This is a genomic window from Acidovorax sp. NPDC077693, assembly GCF_044542805.1.
Taxonomy (GTDB): domain Bacteria; phylum Pseudomonadota; class Gammaproteobacteria; order Burkholderiales; family Burkholderiaceae_C; genus Acidovorax.
In genome coordinates, this window is sequence record NZ_JBITVD010000009.1 from 139,586 (window position 1) to 163,216 (window position 23,631).

A 23,631-nucleotide genomic window follows, 5' to 3' on the forward strand; every position below is an offset into this window, starting at 1 on the left:
CCCTTGGGTGTTGAGAAGCTGACGATTGTAGGGACACAACCGGTGACACCCCGGAGATGGTGGGGCAGGGCCGTGGGGAATTGGCCCGGTGCTTGGTGTGCCGGCGCCGGTGCAGCGGCTCGCAGCCAAGGGCTCGAGGCGCTGCGCCGGGGCTAGCCGCCCTCGGTGGGCAGCCCGTTTTCATCCCACTCCGGCAGGCCGCCGCGCAGCCAGTACACCGAGGTGAAGCCCTTGCCCGCCGCCACCTTGGCGGCCTTGTACGACTTCCAGCACTCGGCGCCGTTGCAGGCAAAGATCACCGGTTTGCCCTTGTCCAGCTGCGGGACCTTGTCCAGTGCGGCAAAGTCGTCCTGCGCGGCGTTGAAGGCCACATCCTTGAGGCTTTTTTCCACATAGGCTGCAAACACTGCGCCGCGGATGCGCTTGGCCTTGTATTCCTTTTCGGTGCGGGTGTCGACCAGCGTGGCACCGCGCGCCAGCAGGTCGCGCGCCTCCTTGGCGCTCACGCGGTTCACGCCCGGCAGGCTGCTGGGGGTGAACAGGCCCAGCTCGGCCAGGCGCTTGTATTCGGTGCCCTCGGGCCGCACCGCCACGGCCGGCAGGCCTGCGGTGGTGGACGAGGTGCCGAACCACTGCGCCAGCTTGTTGCGCGTCTCGGCGGGCAGGTCCTTCTTCACGACCACCGAGAATCCGCCGGGCACCGGCTGCGAGGTGGCGAGCACGCGGGCCGTCTTGGGGTGGGCGGCCGACCATTCGGCCCATTCGTCCTCGCGCACCACGGTCGCGTCGGCAGAGCCCAGGGTCAGCGCGGTCAGGCCCGCCTGGGGGAATTTTTCGTACTGCACGCTGCGCAGGTCCTGGAACGACAGCCCGGCCTCGTTGAGCATGCCGCGCGCCATGTAGGTGTAGACCGAGTCCTGCTGCGGCAGGTACAGGCGGCGGCCCTTCATGGCCGCCACGGCGTCGACCTGCTGCACGCCCACCAGCAGGTACTTGTCGGATTTTTGCGTGGCACCCACCAGCTCGTAGCCGCGCTGCAGCGCCGACGCGGCCACCTGGGGCGGCCCGATGAAGATGTCGAAGCCCGCACTGCGCGTGGCGCGCATCACATCGGACAGGTCTTCGCTGGTGGTCACCGTGACGGCCTGGCCGGCGGCCTTGGCCAGCCCGGACTCGGCCGCGCTGCGCAGGATGGTGTTCGCCGCCTTCTTGGCGGTGGGCTCCACGGCCACCAGTGCCGTGAGCTGCGCCTGGGCGCCGAATGCAGCGGTGGCCAGCAGCCAGGCCGCACAGAGCTTGCTGGTCCCGATCGATCTTCGCCCGTGGTTCATGGCGCCCTCTCCTTTCCTTGGAAAGGCCAATATGCCTCAGGCCATCTCGGGATGCACGAATGTTTCCATATGCTTATTACTATTACATCTTTTGACAATGTATCGGATGGCTGGGGTGGGGTTTCGGCGCACAGAATGCGGCTTCCATCCGCAAAGGCCCGCGGCAGGAGGCGTGCGCTCCCCGCCATGTGTGTTGCTGTTTGTGTTGTTCGACTTACAACTTCCCGGAGACCGAACCCATGAAAGATTCCATGACCCTTCCGCGCCGGCACCTGCTGGCCGGGAGTGCCGCCGCCCTGAGTGCACTGGGCCTTGCCGGCTGGAGCGGGCGTGCCGCGGCCCAGGCTGCGGCCCCCAAGCCCTTGCCGGCTTACGCGGGGTGGAAGTCTTCCGACGCGTTGATCGTGCACAGCAGCAGCACACTGGAGACCAAGCGCTCCGCGTTCGGCACCAGCGTGATCACGCCGTCGAACCAGCTGTACGTGCGCAACAACCTGCCCGCGCCCGACGCGGCCATCCTGAACGACCGCGACGCCTGGACCGTGGCCTTTGAAGGGGTGAAGAACCCGCGCAGCCTCACGCTGGCCGAGCTCAAGACCCTGGGCGTGGAGACCGTGGCCACCGTGCTGCAGTGCTCGGGCAACGGGCGCGGCTTCTTCCCCAGCAAGCCCAGCGGCACGCCCTGGGCCGTGGGCGCTGCAGGCTGCGTGGTGTGGAGCGGCGTGCCGCTGCGCAACGTGGTGGCCGCCCTGGGCGGGCTGGCCGATGGCGCGGTGTACCTCACCGGCACGGGCGGCGAGAAGCTGCCCGAGGGCGTGGACCCGCTGTCGGTGGTGGTGGAGCGATCGGTGCCCGTCAAGGCGACCGACGACGCGCTGCTGGCCTGGGAGATGAACGGAGAGCCCATCTCGCTGGCCCACGGCGGCCCGCTGCGGCTGGTGGTGCCGGGCTACCAGGGCGTGAACAACATCAAGTACGTGCAGCGCGTGGCGTTCACCAGCGCCCAGTCGCAAGCGCGCATCATGTCGCACGGCTACCGCATGTCGCCCCCCGGCACCAAGGCCGCGCCCGACCAGCCCTCGGTGTGGGAGATGGGCGTGAAGTCCTGGATCAACGGCCCGCTGCCCGAGAAGGGCACGCTCAAGGCCGGGCTGGTGCAGGTGCACGGCGTGGCCTTCGGCGGCACGCAGGCCGTCAAGGGCGTGGAAGTGTCGGTGGACGGCGGCAAGACCTGGCAGGCCGCGCGCCTCATCGGCCCCGACCTGGGCAAGTTCGCCTGGCGCCAGTTCGTGCTGCCCGTGCAACTGGGCGCGGGCACCCATGTGCTGGCCAGCCGCGCCACCGACGCGGCGGGCACGGTGCAGTCCGAGCAGCGCGACGAGAACGTGGGCGGCTACAACAACGCCAGCTGGCGCGACCACGCCGTGACCATCACGGCAGCATGATGGGGCGCCTGTTTGCGACGCTGGCTGTAGCCTTGCCCTTAGGGCTGGGGGCGGGCGCCGGCTGGGCCGCCGATGCCGCCGAGCTGGCGCGCGGCAAGGAGCTCTTCACCAAGATCCAGCCCGCCTGCGCCGTGTGCCACACGCTGCAGGCCGCGGGTGCCGAAGGCCAGGTGGGCCCGGTGCTCGACGAGCTCAAGCCCGATGCGCCGCGCGTGCTTCGGGCGCTGAAGGCGGGCATCGGTGTCATGCCTTCGTATGCCGAGCGCATGAGCGAGAAGGACATGAAGGCGGTGGCGAGCTTCGTGGCGCACGCCACCGGGGCTGCCAAGTAGACGAGGCGCGACGGCATTCGGTTGCCGCCCTCGGTGCTTTTCACCGCCGTGCAAGGCAACCGCGCGACCTCACGGGGCCGCGCGGCGTGGTCATGCTGTGCCCTAGCCGTGCTCAGGCCGTGGTGCGCGTCGGCAGCAGCGCCGCAGGGCGAGGGCTGCGCTCCAGTCCCTGAAAGTCGAAGTCCACCTGCGGCACCCGCCCGCTCACGATGTCGGCCAGCGCCTGGCCCGAGCCGCAGGCGTGCGTCCAGCCCAGCGTGCCGTGGCCGGTGTTGAGGAACAGGTTGGCGAGCTTCGTCTTGCCGATCAGCGGCACGTTGCTCGGCGTGGCGGGGCGCAGGCCGGTCCAGAACTGCGCCTGGCTGGCGTCGCCCGCACCGGGAAAAAGCTGCTCCACGCGCCGCACGATGGCGTCGCAGCGAACTTGGTTCAGGTGGCGGTCGTAGCCGTTCAACTCCGCCGTGCCTGCGATGCGCAGCCGGTCGCCCTGCGCGCTGGTGTAGCGCGAGAACACGAGCTTGAACTCGTCGTCCGTCAGGCTCACCTGGTGGGCCCGGGCCGCGTCCTTCACCGGCATGGTCACCGAATAGCCCTTGGCCGGGTAGATCGGCAGGCGAATGCCCAGCGGCTGCGCGAGCAGCGGGCTGAACGAGCCCATGGCCAGCACGAAGGCATCGCCCTGCACGCGCTCGAAGCGGCCCTCGGGCGTGGTCACCTCCACATGGTCGATGCGCCCCCCGGCCTCGCGCAGCGCGGTGATGTGGTGGCCCAGCCGGAACTGCACGCCCGCCGCCTCGCAGAGGGCGGCCAGCGCGCGCGTGAACTGGTTCGCGTCGCCCGATTCATCCTCGGCGGTGAAGGTGGCGCCCGCGAGCTGTGGGCGGATGTGGGCCAGGGCCGGCTCGATGCGCACGGCCTCGTCGGCGCTGATGACCTGGCGCTCGCAGCCCAGGGCGCGCATCTGCTCCGCGGGGGCCAGGGCGCCGTCGAACTCCTTGGCGTTGGTGTAGAAGTGCAGGATGCCCTGGGTGCGCTGGTCGTACTGGATGCCGGTGGCCGCGCGCAGCTGCTGCAGCACGCTGCGGCTGTAGGTGCCCAGGCTCACGATCTGCTCGATGTTGTGGCGCGTGCGCGCCGGCGTGCAGTTGCGCAGAAAGGCCAGGCCCCAGAGCCACTGGCGCATGTCGGCGCGCAGGCGGAACAGCAGCGGCGCGTCTTCCTGGCCCAGCCACTGCAGCACCTTGAGCGGTGCGCTCGGGTTGGCCCAGGGCTCGGCGTGGCTCACCGAGATCTGCCCGCCGTTGGCAAAGCTGGTCTCGGCGCCGGGCGCGCCCTGGCGGTCGATGACGGTCACGTCGTGGCCGAGTTGCGAGAGGAAGTAAGCCGAAGTCACGCCGAGCAAGCCGGCGCCAAGAACGATCACGCGCATGGTTCAGAACCTTTTGAAGGTCTACCGCCTGCCAGGCGTGCGCTACCAGCTATGAATTCAATAGCAATGCAGCTGGCGCACGTCTGCCAGGCTGCCGCTCCCCCTGTCCTTGGTACCTGAGAGATTCACCGCCGCGCCCACATGGCGTGCGGTTTGCTCCTTCGGTGCGCCACGTGGCGTGGCGGCTCTCCAGACGGCTTTGATGAATGGGCAGTACGGGACCTGAGCGTGTATGGGAGTTTGCGCCTTCGGTGCAGCAGCGGGTGGTGCCCGCCGTGCTCTCCTGCTGGGCGGATTCTAGGGGCGGCCCCGCGCACATGGCCGGGCCGCGAGCGCTAATGCACCGCAACGTTTGCTGATGCAACGGGCCGCTGAAGCCGGCCCGCAGCGGTTCAGACGCCCTGCGGGAAGACGGCCTCGCCCAGGTTGAGCATGAGCCGGTTGGCCCAGGCGAACAGCGCGCTCGCGTGCAGCGCATCCAGGATCTCCAGGTCCGACAAGCCCGCCGCACGCAGTGGCTGCAGGTGCTGTGCTCCAAAGCTGCCGGGGCTGCGGGTGAGCGCCAGCGCGGCCTGCACGATGGCGCGCTCGCGGGCGTTGGTGCCCGCCTGGTCGGGGTCGGCAAAGATCTGCGCCATCACGTCATTGCGCCGCGCCAGCTGCTCGAAGCGCTGGGCATGCACCGAGGCGCAGTACACGCAGCCATTGGCGCGCGACACCGCCGTGCTGGCCACCTCGCGCTCGGCGCGGGAGAGGCCGCCGGGCGCGTACATGATGGCGTTGAAGGCCTGCGAGCGCTCCGACAGCACACGCGCGTGGTGCACCAGCAGCAGGTAGAAGTCCGAGCTGCGCGCCTTGGGGTGGCTCAGGTCCAGCACGGCCTGCTGCTCGGGCGTGGCGGTGGCGGGGTTCACCACGGGCAGCCAGGCGGTCCAGCCCAGCGTCTCGCTGGTGTAGCCGTTCAGGCGCAGCGGCTCACCGGGGGCGGGCAGGTTGGCGGGGTGTACGAAAGGGGCTGCGTCAGCGGCTGCAGATGGGGCCGGCGCTGCAGGCGCATCGCCTTCGCCACCGAGCGCGTCCAGGGCCGCCACGCCCGCCACCAAGCGCAGCTGGTACGTGACGAAGCCGATGAGCTGCGCCAGCAGCACCGTGTCCGGCACCGACAGGCCGGCGGCGGGCAGGGCCAGCAGGGCGGCGCGGTCGCTGCGGTCCGGGTGGGTGGCGAGCGTGCGGGTGAACTGGGCCACCGCCTGCAGGCGCGCATCGGTGGGGTTGCTTCCGGGGTGTTGCAGCAATTCCTGCAGTGGCTGCGAGAGCACGGTGTGGGCGGTGCTTTTCAGCACCTGGTCGCGGTAGTGCGCTGCCAGCAGGGGCATGCCGCTGGCCTCGGCGATATCGCTGGCCACCCACAGGCGCTCGGTATGGCTCAGCGTGCCGGACAGGTCGGCGCTGAACAGGGCGTCGTAGCAGCCCTGCGTGGCCACGGCCACCTTGTCGCGCGCATGGCGCGTGGCGAACGCGGGCCGCTCGGGGGAGAGGGCAAGCAGGGTGTCGATGGTGTCTTGGCTGGACGTGGTTGGATTGGTATCAGAGGTGGTGGTCATGGGGTGTGCAATCCAGAGGAGGAGGCCGCGCGCAGGCGGCCGGGCGCGTCAGGCGCGGTCGGGTTGGGGCAGAGGCTGAGCGTTCAGCGCGACGTGGGGCTGGGCCTGCAGCTGCTCGACGCGCTGCGCCGTATCAGCCACCGTCCATTCGTCGCCCACCAGTTCGGGCTCGGCATAGGCCTGCAGGTTGGCAAAGTGCTGCTCGATGTCTTCGCGGTAGAACAGGCTGGCCAGCCCCTGCGCCAGCCGCCGCGCGCCGTCGCTGATGGCCGGTATGTCGCCCGACACGGTGCCGTGCGACAGCGCCGCGGGGTAGCAAAAGCAGTGGATGCGTTCCAGGCCCGGGCAGTTGCCAGGCTGCTTTTGCTGGAACTCGAACACCGGGCCCAGGTCGGGCGAGTCGGCCAGCTCCTGGTCTTCATCGCCCGGTGCGGGCTGGTAGCGGGCGCTCCAGGCGCGCACGTGCGGCGCGATGTGCGCGAACTCGGGCTTTTGCAGCCAGTCGATGGCAAAGCCGGTGGAGACGATCAGGAAGTCGAGCACGAAGGTGCCGCGGGGCGTGGCCACGCGCAGGGTGTTGCGCTGCTGCTCCACCCGCTCCACCGGGCAGCCCAGGTGGAAGTGCGCATTGGGGTGGCGCGACACACGCAGCGTGCTGCCGTGCGGCGGCGGCACCTGCTGCTCGTTGATGTAGTGGCGCAGGCGCCATTTCCAGGCATCGGGCAGGTCGTAGTGGCCGTGGGTGAGCCCCGGCACGCCCGAGCCCTTGGACTTGTTGATGCGGGGCAGGTCGTTGCGGCGCACCAGCAGGTCGACGCTGGCGGCGCCGCTCTCGAGCGCCGTGGCCGCGCTGTCCATGGCGGATGAACCCGCGCCCACCACACCCACGCGCAGGCCGCGCAGCGTGGCGTAGTCGAGCACGTCCGACGAATGCGCCCAGCGGCTGCGGTCCACGCCCTGCATGAAGGCCGGGATCTGCGGGCCGCCCAGGCCGTCGCGGCCGGTGGCCAGCACCACGCGGCGCGCCAGCCAAGTGGCGGCGCCCTCGGGGCTGTGCACATTCACCTCGACCAGCGCATCGGCCCGCGGGCGCAGGGCGGTGACGGCGTGCTCGTTGCGCACGTCGGCCCCGGTCACGCGGCGGTACCAGCGCAGGTAGTCCATCCACTGCAGGCGCGGGATCTTGTCGAGTGCAGCCCACGCAGCACGCCCCCATTGCGCTTCGAACCAGGCACGAAAGGTCAGGCTGGGCAGGCCCAGCGCGGGGCCCGTCAGCTCCTTGGGCGAGCGTAGGGTTTCCATGCGCGCGGTGGTGGCCCAGGGGCCTTCATGGTCGCGCGGCGCGCGGTCGAGCAGCACGGCGCGGATGCCCAGTTGCGCCAGCGCGGCAGAGGCCGCCAGGCCCGCCTGGCCCGCGCCGATGATGAGCACATCGACCACGGCCTGGCCCGCGTGGTTGCGCGGCGGCACCCAGCTGCGCGCGGGCCAGCCCAGTGTGGAGAGGTCGTCCTTCAGGCGCTGCTCCAGCGCAGCCAGGCCGGTGCTGGCTGGGGAAGGGGGGTTGGTTTCTTCGTTCAGTGGCATGGAGTCAAAGGTTTGCCAGCGGCGGTGGTGCCGCGGTGCGAAGCCAGCAGTTCAGTCGATGCTGATTTTCGCGTCCTTCACCACCTGCGCCCATTTGTTGCGGTCGGTGTGCACCGTCTGGCGGAACTGCTCGGGTGTTTCGATGCGCACCGTGTTGCCGTTGGCCTCGAAGCGGGCGCGCACGTCCGGCAGCTCCAGCACTTCGCGCACGGCGGTGTTGAGCTTCTTCACGATGGCCGCGTCCGTGCCCTTGGGCGCGAAGATGCCGAACCAGATCGAGCTGTCGAAACCCTTGGTGCCCGGCAGCCCGCTCGATGCGATGGTCGGCACCTCCTTCACGGCGTTCACCGGCTTGGCGGTGGTCACGCCCAGCAGGCGCACCTTGTCGGCCTTGTAGTGCGGCAGCACCGTCTGCACCTGGTTCATGATGCAGCAGGTCTCGCCCCGCACCACCGACGCAATGGCCTCGGGCCCGCCCTTGTAGGGCACGTGCACCATGTTCAGGCCCAGGCGGGCGTTGAACTCGGCAAACGCCATGTGCGTGCCTGCGCCGTTGCCGGTGGACGCGAAGTTGTACTTGCCCGGGTTGGCCTTGACCAGGTCCACGAACTCCTTGAGCGTCTTCACGTCGATGACCGTGGGGTTGATGGTCAGCACGTTCGACACGTCGATCAACGGCGCCACGGGCACGAAGTCCTCTTCCACGTCGAACGGCAGCTTCTTGTACAGCGCGGCGTTGCTGCCATGCGTGGCCGCAGTGCCAAAGGCGAAGGTGTAGCCGTCGGGCTTGGCGCGGGCCACGTATTCGCTGGCGATGTTGCCGGCCGCGCCGGACTTGTAGTCGATGATGACCGGCTGGCCCAGGCGCTGGGCCAGGGGCTCCTGCACGGAACGGGCGATCACGTCCACGCCCGAGCCGGCCGGGAAGCCGAGGATCAGCGTGATGGGTTGCTGGGGCCAGGTGGCGGGGCCGGCGGCGTGCACTGCCGTGGCGGCGAGCCACGAAGCGCAGGCGAGCGCGACGGCTGGAATCCAGCGGAGAGAGGGCAGGGCGCGCATGGAGAAATCCTTCAATGGGTGTGCAGCAGGGATGCGCTATTGTGGGAAATCCAACATGTGCGACGTCGTATATGCATATGGCCGCCCCGTGCAGGGCCGCGTTGCCGTGCCGTTGAAAACGCAACAGCGCGGCGTGCCAGGCACGCCGCGCTGCGGAGGCTGCGATCAGCCGGTCGGTGGATCAGCGGATCAGCGGATCAACGATCCGTCGTCCATCAATTGCGGCGCGGGTTGTCGGGCTGCTGGTCGCGGCGGTTGGAGACGCCGTCTCCATCACGGTCGCGATCATGGCGGTTGGAGACGCCGTCGCCGTCCCGGTCCCAGCCACCGCGCTGGAATTCCCAGCGGCCATCGCGTTCAGCCCAGTGCGGCTGGCGGTATTGGTGGCCGGCGCGGGCCTGGACCCAGTGGCCCCGCACCCATTGGTAGCGGTTGCCGCGCCACTCCCAGTGGCCTTCTTCCCAGACCTGGCCACGGCGAGGGCGTGGCACGGCTTCGCGGCGTGGGGGCGGTGGCGCAGGGATGACCTGGTAGGTCTGCGTGGGCGTGTACCCGCGGTCTGTCTGCACGATGACGGTGCCCGGCTGCGCAGCCTGTGCAAAGGCAAGGGGCATCAGCGCTGCGAAGGCCAGCGATGCGGCGGTCAAGGTGTGGCGATGGTTCATTGTCTACTCCTGGTGGCTGGCGTGCCCGCTGCTGCACGGTGGCAGCTTGAAAACGGGGCACGCAGCATTCGGCATGAAGCCGGAGGCCGGGTCGGGGTGGCGCATGGTGCCTGCCCCGGGCCGGTTCGTGGTGCAGATCAGTTGCGGTACGGGTTGTCCGGGCGGCGGTCGTGGCGGTTCGGGACGCCGTCACCGTCGCGGTCCCAGCCGCCGCGGCGCATTTCCCAACGGCCGTCGCGCTCCACCCAGCGGGGTTCACGGTAGGCGTAGCCGGGGCGGGCCTTCACCCAGTAACCCTGCATCCACACGTGGCGGTTGCCACGCCATTCCCAGTGGCCGGGCACCCATGCCATGCCGCGGCGGGGGTGCGGTACGGCTTCGTGGCGGGGTGGTGGTGGGGGGCCGTACTGAACCAGGACGGGCGCGCCTTGGACCACGACGGGCGCACCTGAGTGGTACTGGTGCTGCCCCGATTGAATGACAACGGTGGCACTGTTTTGTGCTTGCGCCACCGTTGCGGCGCCCAGCGACAGCAGGGCGATGGAAACAGCGGCGAGTGCATGACGGGCCATGACGATCTCCTCAAAATGATTCTTTGCAGAACCGAGGACTCGATGGTGATCATCCTGCGTCAAGCCGGTGTAGGGGATTTGCGAAGTCTTGTGAAGTTGTGTTTCCTGCCCGGCTGTACGCCCCCGCAAATGTGAACTCCGTCACGGTTCACCCTGGGTGCAGTGCAGCAAACGGCCCCCTGCACCTGTCTTCACCTGTCTTGACCCCTCAGCGCCACCACACGAGCGCGGACACCGCCATCAACGGCACCCATGCCGGATGCCTGCCGCGCGTGGCGTAGAACACCAGCAATCCGCTGGCCAGCGTGGCCACGCCCGCCACATCGGCCACCCATGCGGCCAGTGCGGCATCGGTCCACGGCATGCTGCCCAGGCGCCAGAGCAGCGCGCTCAGGGCCAGGCCCAGCACGGTGGTCAGGTGCCAGGTGGCCCACAGGATCCGGACCTGCGGCTCGCGCAGCACCGGCCGGCCCGCGGTGGGCACCACGCCCTGCGTGCGCAGCCCGCGGAACACCAGGATCTCGCCCAGCACAGCGTGGGCCAGTGCCACCACGGCCAGCACCGCGGCGGCAAGCAGGAAGAGGGGGTTCATGGCGCAGCCTTTCCTGAATCTCTGAAGTCCGGCGTGAAAGCGGTGGGCCGCGCTGCGCACAGCGCCAACGCGGGCGGCAGCACCAGCCAGAAGCCCGACGGCGGCATCAGCACGATGCCCAGCACCGCCAGCGCCAGCAAGCCCACGCCCAGCGGGCGCTGCGTGGCGGCGGCGGCTGCGCCGCCATGGCGTTCCAGTTGCAGCACGACCCAGGCCAGCAGTGCGAACAGAAGGCCGAACAGCACGAACCACACCACGGCGCCGATCTGCGGGTCGTGGCGGACGCTGGCCAGCACGCCGCGCCGCACGATTTCGCGCAGGGGCTCGGTGAACACCACGAGCGCATAGCCCATGTGCAGGGCCGCCACGGCCAGCAGCCATGGGCCCTTCCAGCGGTCGCGCAGCGGGTTTGGCAGGGGGCGGTCAGCGGCGAGTGGTGGTGACATGTGTGTGGCCTGTAGTGAGGGGAAGGCTGTGGACCCAGGGGTTGGTGGTGCGAACCTGCGCGCCCAGGCGCGTGAGCAGGTGCATCAGCCCCATCCACAGGCGCTCGAACGACGGCATCTCGGGCGGCACGCCCGCCATGTGGCGGCCGAGCACGCGTTGCTGTTCGGCGTTGGGCAGGGGCGGCGGCCGCTTGTGGCGGAAGTCGAAGACCTCGGCAGTGAAGGGCTCCAGCTGCCAGTCCTGCATCCCTGCAAGCAGCGGCATGGTGGTGCTGAACTCCTGTGCACTCAGGCCACTGCCGACCAGCCCCAGCGACTGGTAGGCCTGCAGCACCTGCAGGTCCCGCGCGGCGCTGGCAGGCTGCAGCAGCGCCGACCAGGCCTGCAGCACGCCGGCGCGAAATGCGGGTGACAGCGCGCGTGTGCAGCCGAAGTCCAGCACGCCCAGGTGGCAGTCGCCATCGCCCACCGGCAGGAAGAGAAAGTTGCCCGGGTGCGGGTCGGCGTGCACGCGGCCCAGCGCAAAGATGCAGTGCAGGTACCAGTCCCACAGCCGCTGCCCGGCCTGGTTGCGCTGCGCCTGCGTGGGGCCGGTGGCCAGCCAGGCATCGAGGTGCAGGCCGGGCAGATGCTGCTGCGTGAGCACCTGGGCGCGCGTGTGCGACGCGATGGGCCGCGCCATCGCCACGCCGGGCCACGCGGCGTGCTCGGCGAACCAGGCCAGCTCTTCGGCCTCCTGGAGGTAGTCGACCTCGCGCAGCAGCGTGGCCTCGATCTCGTCCATCACGCTGTCCACGATGGGCGCAGCGGGCAGGGGCATGTCGGTATGCGCCAGTGCCCTGAGCGCGGTGCGCATCAGCTGCATGTCGCTGGCAATGGTGGCGGCGATGCCCGGGTACTGCACCTTCACCGCCACCGCCCCGTGGCCCGCCAGCTGGGCGTGGTGCACCTGGCCCAGGCTGGCCGCGGCAAACGCCGTGGGCTCGAATTGGTCGAACAGCGCCTCGGGCTCCTGCCCGAACGCCTGGCGGAACACGCGGCCCACCAGCGCGCGGTTCAGCGGCAGCGCCTGGTGCTGGCCGCGCGCCAGCTCGCGGCGCACGCCGTCGGGCAGCAGGCCCGGGTGCATGCTCAGCATCTGCGACACCTTGAGGGCGGTGCCGCGCAGCTGGCCCAGCGCGCCGAAGAGGATGCGGCCCAGCGCGGCCTCGTGGTCGGCCTGCACCTGCTCGGACGGCGTGCGCACGCTGTGCCCGATGCGCGCCAGGCCGATGCGCGCCGCCGCCACGCTGGTGATGGCGCCGCGCGCCAGGCGGCTGGTGCGGGGCGGGGTGTTGCGGGCCATGTCAGTGCCCGGTGTGTGTGGGTACGGCCGCCACGCGACGCAGCATGCTCCGCACGATGGCGCAGTGGAACGGCGTGATGACCGCCATGTAGGCATGGCCCAGCGTGTTGTGGATGTGCACCACGGTGCTGAGCACCAGCATGGGCTGCCCGGCCACGAGCCGCTTGCACAGCGACACCTGCACATCGAGGTGCTTGTCGTCCTGGCCCATCACCACCTCGCGCTCGCCCAGGTGGCGCAGGATGAAGATGCCCACGCGGTCGCCCTGGCGGTAGCTGGCGGCGTTGTGGGGATCGGCGTGCGGGTCGCTGCGCTGGTTGTGCACATCGTGCAGCTGGCCCACGTCTTTGAGGCCGACCAGCCGCACCAGCCGGTTGCGCAGCGCCATGAGCGCGCGCGTCCAGTGGGGCGTGCGCGCCACCACATCGAGCCAGGCCTGCAGTGCGCTGGCGTCGGGGTGCGGGTCGAGCGTCTGGTACGCGTCGGCGTATTGCGCACCGGGCAGGGCTGCGTGGATCACGGTGCCCTCGGGCAGGGGCACGGCGTGCACGTTGCGCAGGATGGCGGCGCTCATGGCGCGGCCTTGCGGGTGCGGCGGACTGGGGCAGCGGCGGTTGCTGGGGCAGCATCTGCCGGGGTGGCTGCCGCGGGTGACGGGCCACCGGCCTTTGTGCGCGCCTTGCGGGGCTTCGGCCCGGCAGCCGCCCCGGGTGGGGGCGGCGCTGTAGGGGCCGTGGCAGGTGCGCGGCGCACGGGCACGGTCCCCATGTCGTCCAGCGTCTGCTGCGCGGCGCGCAGCACGCCCACCAGCCCGCTGCCGCGCTGCATGAAGCGCGCCATCTGGCTGCGCAGCACGAAGCCGCCCAGCTGCAGCGCGCGGCTGACCAGGCCCGTGCGCAGCGTGAGCACCAGCACGCCCAGCGACAGGTCCACCAGCTGCGTGGTGTCGGCAAAGCCGTCGGACTCGTCGGCCAGCCAGTAGGCCACCACACCGCCCAGGTAGTCGGTGTACAACCCGCCCGCCAGGCCCTTGAAGTCGCAGGGCTCGATCTCGCCGCTGGCCTCCGCGGCCTCGAGGAAGCTCGCCACCGCATCGCGCAGCGCGGCACGTGCCGGCAGCGGTTCGGCCATCAGCGCCAGCGGCGAGCGCCGGGCCACCTTGTGCATCTCGGCCACGAACTCGCGGTCGGCCAGCAGCCGCTCCAGCACCGCATCGGTCAGGCGCTGCAGCTTTTCTTGCAGCGTGTAGCTGGAAAAGCCGGGGGCCTGCAAGGTGTCGGCCAGCGACGCATGCACCACCTCGTCCAGGTACCCCAGCACGATGCGGTCCTTGGTGGGGAAGTACTTGTAGATCGTGGCGTCGCCAATGCCGGCAGCGCGGGCGATGTCCTTCATCGTCGTGCCGTCGAACCCCTGGCGGGTCATCAGGTCCACCGCGCTGGCCACGATCTGGCGGCGGGTGGCGTCTTGCTGCTGGCGGGTGGTTTTCATTTGCTATCTTTAAATTTGTCGAATTGACGATTTAAAGAATAGTGGATTCACATTAAAGAGTCAACAGCGCCCGAAATGGGCGTCCAGTGCTGTCAGAACCAGCGTTTTGAGCATCGTTTTGCCCTCTACCGCCGACTGGTAAAGCGCAAGAAGCTATTAAAAATATAGCAAACGTAGTGTCTGACCCGTGCTCCCCGCCGTGCGCGCTCACTACCCCCACAAACCGGCGCGCCCCCACGCCAATGCACCCGTGGAACCGGCTTTGCCGGGCCACCGGGTGCGTCCCCCTGCGGGGGAAGCGGCGCAGCCGCTCAGGGGGACTACCAATCCTTCCCGTGGAACCGGCTTCGCCGGGCCACCGGTTGCGTCCCCCTTTGGGGAAAGACGCGCAGCGGCTCAGGGGCAACCCATCACGGGGGCAGCCGCCGCATGCTCGTGAAAGCCTCGAACTCCCAGCTGCGCATCGCCAGCAGCAAGGTGTAGCCCTCCAGCTCGCGCGGCGGCAGCTTCTGGTCGGCCAGGTGCTGCTGCGCAAAGTCCTGCGCCACGCGCTGCATGCGCTCCATGAACGCGGGCGCCAGGCCCCGGCTGATGGTGCCGTGCACCAGCAGCACGCCTTCGCCCGATCCGTCGAAGCTGCCCGCGAAGTAGTCGAGCAGCGCGTGCTCGCGAAAGTAGTTCATCACCGGGCCGTGGGGCCGCCAGCGGAAGGTCTTGGCGAGCTTGAGGCGGTAGCGGTTCAGCGGCCGCAGCTCGATGATGCCGATGCGGTCGAGCTGCGCCAGGTACTTGATGCCATCGGCTTCCGACAGGCGGTAGGTGGTGGTCACCTGCTCCAGCGTCCACTGGCTCAGCACGCAGATCGCCATCAGCAGCAGCTTCTTGTCGGCCACCACGGCGCGCTCCTGCTCCTGCGTCAGTTCCTTGAGCAGGGGCTGGCTCTCGGCCACGCGGCGCGCCAGGTCGGCAAAGTCCAGCGCCAGCGCGCGGCAGATGGCGTCGATGCGCGACAGCGGCATGTCGCCCTTGGCCAGCATGCGCTTGACGCTGGATTCGGCCATGCCCAGGGCCACGGCCAGGTCGGCGTAGGTCATCTGGGCGCTCTTGAGTTCTTTCTTCAGGGCGGTGACGAGGTCGGCAGTGGTGCTCATGGGTGGGGTCCTCCTGGGTATCGATTATCAATACCCGCGGTGGTCGAAGTGGCGCCTTGCGCGACTTTGGGGTGGGTAACGAGGGCCGGGCTCCCGACACTGCGCTCCATCTCGTTCATCCAACCCCTGAAAGACGGTCCCGCATGTCCCCCTCCTACCTGTCATCCACCGCGCGCAGGCCCGGCCTGTCGCGCACCGAAGCGGCCCTGCTAGGGCTTGCCATGCTGCTGGCGGCGCTGGCGCTGTTCGGCCCGGTGCTGCCCGCCAGCGTGCACCAGCACGACTTTGCCGACCAGCGCCTGCTGTGGGGCATCCCTTGCGCGCTCGATGTGCTGAGCAACCTGCCGTTCGCCGCCGCCGGCGTGTGGGGCCTGTGGTGGCTGCGCGGTGTGGAGCGGCGCGCCATCGACGGCGCCTCCCGCGTCGGCGCACACCTCTTCTTCGCCGGCCTGGTGTTCACCGCCATCGGCTCCACGCTGTACCACCTGTGGCCCAACGATGCGGGCCTGCTGTGGGACCGGCTGGGCATGGTGCTGCCGTTCGTGGGGCTGCTGGGCCTGGCCGCTGCGGGCCGGGTGAGCGGCCGCGCTGGCTGGGCCGCGATGGGCGCGGTGCTGCTGGCCGGGCCCGCTGCCGTGCTGTGGTGGGCGCACACCGCCAACCTGCTGCCCTGGGCCGTGGTGCAGTTGGGCGGCATGCTGGTCGTGCTGGTGCTGGCCGTGCTGCCCCGGCGTGCGGGCACGCTGCCGGTGCACCTGGGGGCCGTGATCGCGATGTACGGGCTGGCCAAGCTCTTCGAAGCGGCAGACCACGCGGTGTTCGACGCTACGGCGCAGTGGGTGTCGGGCCACAGCCTCAAGCACGTGCTGGCGGCAGGCGCCGCGTGGCCGGTGCTGATGGCGGTGGAGGCTTTGCGCCACAAAGCAACGCCCGACACCATGTTCATCATCCGCACCGGGCAGAATGGCGCCCACACCGTGGGTGTCGCGCGCATTGTGCGCGCCGGTCCCTACCAGAACACGGCCACTGCCCCTGTCGCCGCGACAGGCGCAGCGGCCACCGCCGATCCATCGGCTACGAGGAGAAACGCATGACCCCCGCCGAGACCACCGCATCGAGCGTGCCCGCCGCGCAGGCCCCAGGCCACGCCGCCCACGGGCAACATGGTCATGAGGACCCGAACCAGTTCGCGCTGCTGCGCCAGCGGCGTTTCGCCCCGTTCTTCTGGACGCAGTTCTCCGGCGCGGCCAACGACAACCTCTTCAAGTTCGCCTTCACCGTGATGGTGACCTACCAGCTCAGCGTGGGCTGGCTGCCGCCGGCGATGGCCGGGCTGGTGATCGGCGCGTTGTTCATCCTGCCGTTCCTGCTGTTCTCGGCCACGTCGGGCCAGCTGACCGACAAGTACGACAAGACGAAGATGATCCGCTTCGTGAAGAACCTGGAGATCGCCATCATGCTCGTGGCGGCCGCCGGGTTCGTCGCGGGCAACGTGCCCATCCTGCTGCTGTGCACCTTCCTGATGGGCGTGCACTCCACGCTGTTCGGGCCGGTCAAGTTCGCCTACATGCCCCAGGTGCTGAGCGAGCGCGAGCTCACCGGCGGCAACGGCATGGTCGAGATGGGCACCTTCGTGGCCATCTTGCTGGGCAACGTGGCGGGCGGCCTGCTGGTGGCGCTGCCCGGCATCGGCCACACCACGGTGGCCATCGCCTGTGTGGCGCTGGCGCTGGTGGGGCGGGTGGTGGCGCAGTTCATCCCGTCGGTGCCGGCCACCGACCCGGGCCTCACCATCAACTGGAACCCTTTCACCGAAACCTGGCGCAACCTGCAGCTGGCGCGGCAGAACGTCGTGGTGTTCCGCTCGCTCTTGGGCATCAGCTGGATGTGGTTCTTCGGTGCGGTGTTTCTGAGCCAGTTTCCGAGCCTGGCCAAGGAGGTGCTGCACGGCAACGAGCAGGTGGCATCGCTGCTCTTGGTGGTGTTCTCCATCGGCATCGGCATCGGCTCGCTGCTGTGCGAGGTGCTCTCGCGCCGCCATGTCGAGATCGGCCTGGTGCCGCTCGGGGCCATCGGCATGAGCGTGTTCTCCATCGACCTGTACTTCGCGTCGCGCAGCCTGCCTGCGTCCGAGATCATGGGCCTGGCCACCTTCCTGTCGCAAAGCCAGCACTGGCGCGTGATGATCGACCTGGCGCTGCTGAGCCTGTTCGCGGGCCTGTACAGCGTGCCCATGTACGCGCTGATCCAGATGCGCAGCCAGCCCACGCACCGCGCGCGCATCATCGCGGCCAACAACATCCTGAATGCGCTGTTCATGATCGGCAGCTCGCTGATCGCCGGGGCCCTGCTGGGCGCGGGCTTCACGGTGCCGCAGATCTTCTTGTTCACCGGCCTGGCCAACGCGGTGGTGGCGTTCTACATCTTCATGCTGGTGCCCGAATACCTGCTGCGCTTCGTGGCCTGGGTGTCCTCGCGCTTCGTGTACCGCTTCAAGGTGCAGGGCGACCAGCACCTGCCCACCACCGGCGCCGCCATCCTGGCGTGCAACCACGTGAGCTTCATCGACGCGGTGCTGCTCATGGCCGCCAGCCCGCGCCCCATCTATTTCGTGATGGACCACCGCATCTTCCGCGTGCCGGTGCTGGGCTGGCTGTTCCGCCTGGCCAAGGCGATCCCGATCGCGCCGTACAAGGAAGACCCCGCGACCTACGACGCGGCCTTCGAGCGCGCGGCGCAGGTGCTGCGCGAGGGCGATCTGCTGGCCATCTTCCCCGAAGGCGGCATCACCAAGGACGGCCAGCTGCAGGAGTTCAAGGGCGGCATCATGAAGATCATCGAACGTGCGCGCGAAGAAGGCGTCGAGGCGCCCGTGATCCCGATGGCGCTGATCAACCTGTGGGGCTCGTACTTCAGCCGCATCGAAAAAGGCGGCGCCATGGTGCGGCCGTTCCGCCGCGGGTTCTACAGCCGCGTGGGTTTGAATGTCGGCGCGCCGATTGCTGCGCGCGACGTGCAGCCGGCCACGCTGCGCGAGCAGGTGGCGCGCCTGCTCTGAGCCTGGTTTGCCGTCAACGGCCCGCGCCCACGGTGGGTACGCGCGCCGCGGTCCCGCTCACTCCGCCTTGATGTTCGCGCGCTGGGCAATCGCCCGCATGCGCGGCAGCTCGTCCTCGATCTGCGCCTGCACCGCGTCGCCGTTGGCGTAGGCCTGCTCCAGCCCGCTGGCGATGAGCTTGCTGCGGATCTCGGCATCGGCCATGGTCTCGGCCAGCGCCTTGCCCAGCTTGGCCTTGGCATCGGCAGGCAGGCCGCGCGGCGCCACCACCGCCAGCCACGAATCCGCAGCAAAGCCCGCAAAGCCGCTTTCGGCCACCGTGGGCACATCGGGCAGCTGCGTGGCCCGCGTGGCGCCCGTGACCACGATGGGCTTGATCTTGCCGCCCTTGAGCTGCGGCAGCGCGGCGGCCACCGTGTCGATGGTGAACGGGATCTGCCCGCCGATCAAATCGCTCATGGCGGGCGCGCTGCCGCGGTAGGGCACGTGCATCAGCTTCACGCCGGTGGCCGACCACATCAGCTCGGCTGCGAAATGGCCGGTGGTGCCGCTGCCGAACGAGCCGTACGAGAACTTGTCCGGCGCGCGGTTCACCGCGGCGACCAGCTGCTTCAGGTTGCTCACCGGTACATCGCGGTGGGCCAGCAGGATGAGCGGCACGCGCGCCACCATGCCGATGGGCTCGAAGCTCTTGACCGGGTCGTAGGGCAGTTTGTTGTTGAGGGCGGGGTTGACGGTGAAGGTGGAGCCCGAGCTGATCAGCAGCGTGTAGCCGTCCGCCGGGGCATTGGCCACGAACGATGCGCCCACGATGGTGCCCGCGCCCGCCTTGTTCTCGATCACCACCGCCTGGCCCAGGCGTTCGCCCAGCTTCTTGCTGATGAGCCGGCCCACGATGTCCACCGCGCCGCCGGGCGGGAAGGGCACGATGAGCTGGACGGGTTTGGCGGGGTACCCGTCGGCGCGGGCCAGCGGCGATAGACCCAGGCCTGCGGTGGCTGCGATCGCAGCAAGGGACAGGGCGACGCCAGTGCGTCGCGTCAGAGGCAAGCGGTTCATTCGGCGATCCTTCGGATGAGGGCTGGTTGTGTTCAGCCGTTGCTACCTGCGGACAGGGTCCAGGATGCGCCAGTCTTCGTTTCGCTCTGGCGGCCCGCCAGGGCCTGTCGCTACCACGGAAGTTCGGTCAGCCGCCATGGACCCGGGAAGGCCCGGTGCCATGGCGGCGGGACCCGGCGGCGTGCACGGGTCTGAGGAAACGCAAAGGAAAAAAGGCGGAGGTGCTCAGATCACGGAGAGCCCGGCCAGCCGGCACAGGCGCTGCTGGTCCGTCTCCTCGCGCGGCGCGTCAGCCGTTGCGAAAAAGAAAGCTGTAGGCGTTGAGCGCCGGCACCCCTCCCAGGTGCGCATACAGAACGCGAGAGCCTTCGGGGAATTCGCCCTTGCGCACCATGTCGATCATGCCGTGCATGGACTTGCCTTCGTACACCGGGTCGGTAAGCATGCCTTCCTGGCGAGCGCACAGGCGGATGGCTTCGAGCGTGCCCTCGTTGGGCAGGCCGTATTCCGGGCCGCCGTAGCGCGTGTCCAGCACCACGTCCTCGGCCGTGATCTCCTGGCCCAGCTCCACCAGCTTGGCGGTGTTCTGCGCGATGCGCAGCACCTGGGCATGGGTCTTTTCGGGCTTGGCCGATGCGTCGATGCCGATCACCTTGCGCGCCCGGCCGTCGGCCGCAAAGCCCACCACCATGCCGGCCTGCGTGCTGCCCGTGACCGAGCACACCACGATGTAGTCGAACTGGAAGCCCAGCTCTTTTTCCTGCTGGCGCACTTCTTCGGCAAAGCCCACGAAGCCCAGGCCGCCGTACGGGTGCTCGGAGCAGCCGGCCGGGATGGGGAAGGGCTTGCCGCCGGCCTTCTTCACGTCTTCCATGGCCTGCTCCCAGCTGGGGCGGATGCCGATGTCGAAGCCCGCAGCATCCAGGCGCACGTCGGCGCCCATGATGCGGCTCATCTCGATGTTGCCCACGCGGTCGTACACCGCGTCGGAGTAGTTGACCCAGTTCTCCTGCACCAGCACGCACTTCATGCCCAGGTGCGCGGCCACCGCGGCCACCTGGCGCGTCTGGTTGGACTGGATGCCGCCGATGGAGACCAGCGTGTCGTAGCCGCCCGCGATCGCCTCGGGGATGAGGTATTCGAGCTTGCGCGTCTTGTTGCCGCCAAAGGCCAGGCCCGAGTTGCAGTCCTCGCGCTTGGCGTACAGGTGCACCTTGCCGCCCAGGTGGGCCGACAGGCGCGGCAGCGCGGTGATGGGCGAGGGCCCGAAGGTGAGCGGATGGCGGGCGAATTTCTGCAGGTTCATGGCGGTTTCCTCAAGCGGTGATGGGGCGCAGACCGGGGCGTCTGCCGTGCATCCATCGTAGGAAAACACGCACTTAACGGGGTTGTGAACTCTGCGTGAAATTTGGCGTTTTGATGCTGCTCAATGAATAATAGGTGATAGAAATTTTGGTGATGAGCAAATGAGCGCAACAAAAGTTCGTGCAAAGAATGTGGATGCCACGGAGGAAACGCTGGAGGCCCTGGACCGCACCGACAAGGCCATCCTGCGGCTGCTGCAGCGCGACGCATCGCTGTCGAACGTGGCACTGGCCGCCAAGGTGCACCTGAGCCCGCCCGCCTGTCTGCGCCGCGTGGAGCGGCTCAAGCGCCTGGGGCTCATCGACAAGGTGGTGGCGCTGCTCAGCCCGCGTGCGGTGGGCGCGGGCATGCTGGTGATGATCGGCGTGGTGCTGGACCGCTCCACGCCCGACTCGTTCGCGGCGTTCGAGAAGGCCGCGGCCAAGGTGTCCGGCTGCATGGAATGCCATGTGGTCACCGGCGAGTTCGACTACTTCATGCTGGTGCGCACGCGTGACAACGACAGCTTCAACCGCCTGCACGCCGAGCAGTTGCTCTACCTGCCGGGCGTGCGCCAGGTGCGCTCGTTCATGGTGCTGCGCAATGTGCTGTCGACGACGGAGTTACCGCTGGCGGTGTGATTCGCCAACTCGCGCTGCCAGAGTGCTCCCCCCAAAACGCAATACCGTTCGGGCTGCGCCTGTCGAAGTCTAGCGCGGCGCTTCGACAGGCTCAGCGTGAACGGGTGTGGGGTTCTGGGATTGTTGCGGCAATCGGAAGGCCTCAGCGCGCTGACTCCCGCGCACGCCCCGTCAGCCGGTCCCACACCGCCCCACCGAACACATTCACCGCCAGCCCGGCCATCAGCAGCCCCGCGCCCGCAAAGTGCACGGGTTGCAGCGCCTCGCCAAACACCAGCCAGCCCGTGGTCAGCCCCACCACCGGCACCAGCAGCGTGAAGGGTGCCACGCGGTTCACGGGGTAGCGCGACATGAGGTACGTCCATAGCCCGAAGCCCAGCAGCGTGGAGATCCACGCGATGTACGCCACTGCGGCCATCGACTTCCAAGACAGGTGCTGCACGGCCGCCAGCACCGCGCCGGGCCCGTCGATCCACAGCGACAGCGCCACGAAGGGCAGGGGCGCCACCAGGCTGGACCACACGATGAAGGCGAACTGGTTCATCGGCCCATGCCGGCCCACGGCGCGCGTCACGATATTGCCGCAGCCCCACATCGCCGCCGCCGCCACGGTGAGCGCAAACCCCGCCAGTGGCATGGACGCGCCGTGCGCGCTGCCGATCAGCACCAGCCCCACGGCCGCCAGCGCCAGGCCCGCCACCTGGTTGCCGTGCCACGGCTCGCGCAGCCACCATGCGGCCAGCAGCAGGGTGAAGAACGACTGCGCCTGCAGCACCAGCGACGCCAGGCCCGAGGGCATGCCGATGTGGATGGCGGTGAACAGCAGCGCGAACTGGGCCACGGCCATCGTCATGCCGTACAGCAGGTACAGGCGCAGCGGCACCTTGGGCGGCCGCACGAACAGCAACGCCGGGAAGGCCGCCAGCAGGTAGCGCAACGCGCCCAGCAGCATGGGCGGGATGTCGGCCACGCCCACCTTGATGACGGCGAAGTTGAGGCCCCAGACCACGATGACGAGCAGTGCGAGGCAGAGGTCGCGGGGGCGCAGGGTGGAGGTGTTCATGGTGGCGAAGCAGCGGCAGCAGGACTGGCCGGAATTGTCGGCCAGCCGCAGGGCGCGCGCCGGGCGTGGCGGGCCGGGCTTCGGTTAGAAACGGACAGCCGGTGCCACTGCGCCGGCGGCGCAATCCATCAGCCGGCTTCGACCTCGAAGCTCAGCCCCGCGTTCGCCTGCAGCCGCTTCATCAGCGCATCGCCCATGGCCGGGGCTGTGGTCCAGATGCCGCCGGGGGTGCCTGTGGCGTCCTGCAGCAGGCACACGGCGGCCTCGGCGATCATCTTGGAGGTGGAGCCGTAGCCCGGGTCGCGGTCGCCCTTCACGCCCACGCGCAGGGTGTTGCCTGCCGCGTCGGTGCCGAGGAACAGCACGTCGTAGAAACCCGCATCGCGCTCTTCGCGCGAGGGGCCTTCGCCGGGCTTGGGGCCCTTGTCGGAGCCGAGCGACTTGTCGCCCGCCACGGCATTGGCGATGGCTTCGCCCTTTTCGCCGGTGCCGGTGATCAGCATCTCGTCGTAGACAAAATCGGCGCCATAGGCGTGCTGCAGCAGGAAGTTGGAGCGGTGCACGTTGCGCGTGTTGATCGCGGCCATCACGAAGGGGGCGACCCACACCCCCTCACCGCCCGGGCCTGCCAGGGCCTCGTCCACCATGGGCTTGTGGCCGGTGGGCTGGCGCGGGCCTTCGAAGCCGGGCGTGAGCGAGAACGGGTTCTTGAGCAAGTCCAGCACAGCGGGGTTGCCGGCGGCGGCGGCCATGGTGGCCTTCAGGCTGGCGGCGGTGCCGCCCGAGAAGGTGCCCTTCATCTTGCGCACCCGGCCGCGCACGCGCGGTGCGGGGTGGCCGAAGCGCTGGCCGAATTCCTTTTGCAGCAGGAACACGCCCAGGTCGAACGGGATGGAGTCGAACCCGCACGAGAACACGATGCGCGCGCCGCTGGCTTGGGCGGCGGCTTCGTGCGCGTCGATCATCTGGCGCATCCAGGCGGGCTCGCCACACAGGTCCACATAGTCCACGCCGGCCGCGGCGCAGGCGGCCACGAGTTCGTTGCCGTACAGCTGGTAGGGGCCCACGGTGGTCAGCACCAGGCGGGTCTGGGCCATCAGGGCCTGCAGGCTGGCGGGGTCGGTGCTGTCGGTCACGATGAGCGGGGTGTCGGCAGGGGCGCCGACTTCGTCGCGCACGGCGGCCAGCTTGTCGGCGCTGCGCCCGCCCATGGCCCAGCGCAGGCCGCTGCCGGCGGGGTAGCGCTGCAGCAGGTATTCGACGACGAGGCGGCCGGTGAAGCCGGTGGCGCCGTGGACGACGATGTCAAAGGGTTTGGCGGTGGTCATGGGGCGGTCTCCGTGCGGGCGTTGCAGCAGTCAAAGGCTGCGATTGTCAAAGACAAGCCGGTGCAGTGATGTCGCCCAGGTGCCCCGGTCCA

General features: G+C 69.2%; 22 protein-coding genes and 1 riboswitch. Of the genes, 5 read left to right on the forward strand and 17 right to left on the reverse strand.

From position 1 onward, the window contains the following. Positions 1-152: 152 nt before the first annotated feature. Positions 153-1,331 carry a rhodanese-like domain-containing protein gene (locus tag ACIGHN_RS14420; RefSeq protein ID WP_082486049.1) on the reverse strand — a complete coding sequence of 393 codons (1,179 nt, stop codon included), beginning with the start codon at positions 1,329-1,331 and terminating at the stop codon, positions 153-155. Between the two features lie 239 nt (positions 1,332-1,570). Here ACIGHN_RS14420 and ACIGHN_RS14425 point away from each other — a divergent pair, with 239 nt between their 5' ends. Beyond that, positions 1,571-2,776 (forward strand): sulfite oxidase, encoded by a 1,206-nt coding sequence (locus ACIGHN_RS14425; protein ID WP_396504941.1) that lies wholly within the window; start codon positions 1,571-1,573, stop codon positions 2,774-2,776. Continuing rightward, a complete protein-coding gene (locus tag ACIGHN_RS14430) occupies positions 2,773-3,108 on the forward strand; it encodes a cytochrome c (protein ID WP_326938742.1) in 336 nt (111 codons plus the stop codon). Before ACIGHN_RS14425 ends, ACIGHN_RS14430 begins: the two co-directional genes overlap by 4 nt. Before the next feature lie 112 nt (positions 3,109-3,220). On the opposite strand, the gene ACIGHN_RS14435 is transcribed toward ACIGHN_RS14430, so the two are convergent. The 12 genes from ACIGHN_RS14435 to ACIGHN_RS14490 all read right to left on the reverse strand — a co-directional run bounded on the left by ACIGHN_RS14435 (position 3,221) and on the right by ACIGHN_RS14490 (position 15,046). After that, positions 3,221-4,537: a D-amino acid dehydrogenase gene (locus tag ACIGHN_RS14435; protein ID WP_396504942.1), complete on the reverse strand. Its 1,317-nt coding sequence runs from the start codon at positions 4,535-4,537 to the stop codon at positions 3,221-3,223. A 93-nt stretch (positions 4,538-4,630) separates the two neighbouring features. After that, a riboswitch (glycine riboswitch) is annotated at positions 4,631-4,740 on the reverse strand. 189 nt (positions 4,741-4,929) lie between these two features. Then, positions 4,930-6,141, reverse strand: a complete 1,212-nt coding sequence (locus ACIGHN_RS14440; protein WP_396504943.1) for a CMD domain-containing protein — start codon at positions 6,139-6,141, stop codon at positions 4,930-4,932. Between the two features lie 48 nt (positions 6,142-6,189). Next, on the reverse strand, positions 6,190-7,725 hold the full coding sequence (locus ACIGHN_RS14445) for an NAD(P)-binding domain-containing protein (protein WP_396504944.1): 1,536 nt from the start codon (positions 7,723-7,725) through the stop codon (positions 6,190-6,192). Between the two features lie 51 nt (positions 7,726-7,776). Next, positions 7,777-8,784 (reverse strand): Bug family tripartite tricarboxylate transporter substrate binding protein, encoded by a 1,008-nt coding sequence (locus tag ACIGHN_RS14450; RefSeq protein WP_396504945.1) that lies wholly within the window; start codon positions 8,782-8,784, stop codon positions 7,777-7,779. Positions 8,785-8,999: 215 nt separating this feature from the next. Next, entirely contained in the window at positions 9,000-9,449 is a 450-nt protein-coding gene (locus ACIGHN_RS14455; protein WP_056420258.1) for a YXWGXW repeat-containing protein, read from the reverse strand. A gap of 137 nt (positions 9,450-9,586) precedes the next feature. Continuing rightward, on the reverse strand, positions 9,587-10,021 hold the full coding sequence (locus ACIGHN_RS14460; protein WP_056420254.1) for a YXWGXW repeat-containing protein: 435 nt from the start codon (positions 10,019-10,021) through the stop codon (positions 9,587-9,589). 208 nt (positions 10,022-10,229) lie between these two features. After that, the gene (locus tag ACIGHN_RS14465) at positions 10,230-10,613 is read right to left on the reverse strand and encodes a hypothetical protein (RefSeq protein ID WP_056420251.1); all 384 of its coding nucleotides are present in this window, start codon (positions 10,611-10,613) and stop codon (positions 10,230-10,232) included. Continuing rightward, complete coding sequence (locus tag ACIGHN_RS14470; RefSeq protein WP_396504946.1) at positions 10,610-11,059, reverse strand: DUF6463 family protein; 450 nt, start codon at positions 11,057-11,059, stop codon at positions 10,610-10,612. Before ACIGHN_RS14470 ends, ACIGHN_RS14465 begins: the two co-directional genes overlap by 4 nt. Next, complete coding sequence (locus ACIGHN_RS14475; RefSeq protein WP_396504947.1) at positions 11,037-12,404, reverse strand: ABC1 kinase family protein; 1,368 nt, start codon at positions 12,402-12,404, stop codon at positions 11,037-11,039. Before ACIGHN_RS14475 ends, ACIGHN_RS14470 begins: the two co-directional genes overlap by 23 nt. A gap of 1 nt (position 12,405) precedes the next feature. Continuing rightward, complete coding sequence (locus ACIGHN_RS14480; protein WP_396504948.1) at positions 12,406-12,978, reverse strand: DUF2867 domain-containing protein; 573 nt, start codon at positions 12,976-12,978, stop codon at positions 12,406-12,408. Beyond that, positions 12,975-13,895 (reverse strand): TetR/AcrR family transcriptional regulator, encoded by a 921-nt coding sequence (locus ACIGHN_RS14485; protein WP_396504949.1) that lies wholly within the window; start codon positions 13,893-13,895, stop codon positions 12,975-12,977. The genes ACIGHN_RS14480 and ACIGHN_RS14485 overlap by 4 nt, the downstream gene beginning before the upstream one ends. Before the next feature lie 410 nt (positions 13,896-14,305). Continuing rightward, the gene (locus tag ACIGHN_RS14490) at positions 14,306-15,046 is read right to left on the reverse strand and encodes a helix-turn-helix domain-containing protein (protein ID WP_396504950.1); all 741 of its coding nucleotides are present in this window, start codon (positions 15,044-15,046) and stop codon (positions 14,306-14,308) included. A 143-nt stretch (positions 15,047-15,189) separates the two neighbouring features. Here ACIGHN_RS14490 and ACIGHN_RS14495 point away from each other — a divergent pair, with 143 nt between their 5' ends. Continuing rightward, the gene (locus ACIGHN_RS14495; protein WP_396504951.1) at positions 15,190-16,140 is read left to right on the forward strand and encodes a hypothetical protein; all 951 of its coding nucleotides are present in this window, start codon (positions 15,190-15,192) and stop codon (positions 16,138-16,140) included. After that, on the forward strand, positions 16,137-18,104 hold the full coding sequence (locus ACIGHN_RS14500) for an MFS transporter (protein ID WP_056420239.1): 1,968 nt from the start codon (positions 16,137-16,139) through the stop codon (positions 18,102-18,104). Before ACIGHN_RS14495 ends, ACIGHN_RS14500 begins: the two co-directional genes overlap by 4 nt. Positions 18,105-18,161: 57 nt before the next feature. Here ACIGHN_RS14500 and ACIGHN_RS14505 read toward each other — a convergent pair whose 3' ends face one another. Both ACIGHN_RS14505 and ACIGHN_RS14510 read right to left on the reverse strand, forming a co-directional pair. After that, positions 18,162-19,163 (reverse strand): Bug family tripartite tricarboxylate transporter substrate binding protein, encoded by a 1,002-nt coding sequence (locus tag ACIGHN_RS14505; protein ID WP_396504952.1) that lies wholly within the window; start codon positions 19,161-19,163, stop codon positions 18,162-18,164. A gap of 289 nt (positions 19,164-19,452) precedes the next feature. Beyond that, a complete protein-coding gene (locus ACIGHN_RS14510) occupies positions 19,453-20,469 on the reverse strand; it encodes a 1-aminocyclopropane-1-carboxylate deaminase (protein ID WP_056172646.1) in 1,017 nt (338 codons plus the stop codon). 160 nt (positions 20,470-20,629) lie between these two features. On the opposite strand from ACIGHN_RS14510, the gene ACIGHN_RS14515 reads away from it, so the two are divergent. Continuing rightward, a complete protein-coding gene (locus ACIGHN_RS14515) occupies positions 20,630-21,148 on the forward strand; it encodes an Lrp/AsnC family transcriptional regulator (RefSeq protein ID WP_056420232.1) in 519 nt (172 codons plus the stop codon). A 142-nt stretch (positions 21,149-21,290) separates the two neighbouring features. Here the strand turns inward: ACIGHN_RS14515 and ACIGHN_RS14520 are convergent, their stop codons facing one another. Together ACIGHN_RS14520 and ACIGHN_RS14525 are read right to left on the reverse strand one after the other, a co-directional pair. Then, complete coding sequence (locus ACIGHN_RS14520; protein WP_056420608.1) at positions 21,291-22,196, reverse strand: EamA family transporter; 906 nt, start codon at positions 22,194-22,196, stop codon at positions 21,291-21,293. A 143-nt stretch (positions 22,197-22,339) separates the two neighbouring features. Then, positions 22,340-23,539, reverse strand: coding sequence for a saccharopine dehydrogenase family protein (locus ACIGHN_RS14525; RefSeq protein ID WP_396504953.1), 1,200 nt, complete (start codon positions 23,537-23,539; stop codon positions 22,340-22,342). Positions 23,540-23,631: the final 92 nt, after the last annotated feature.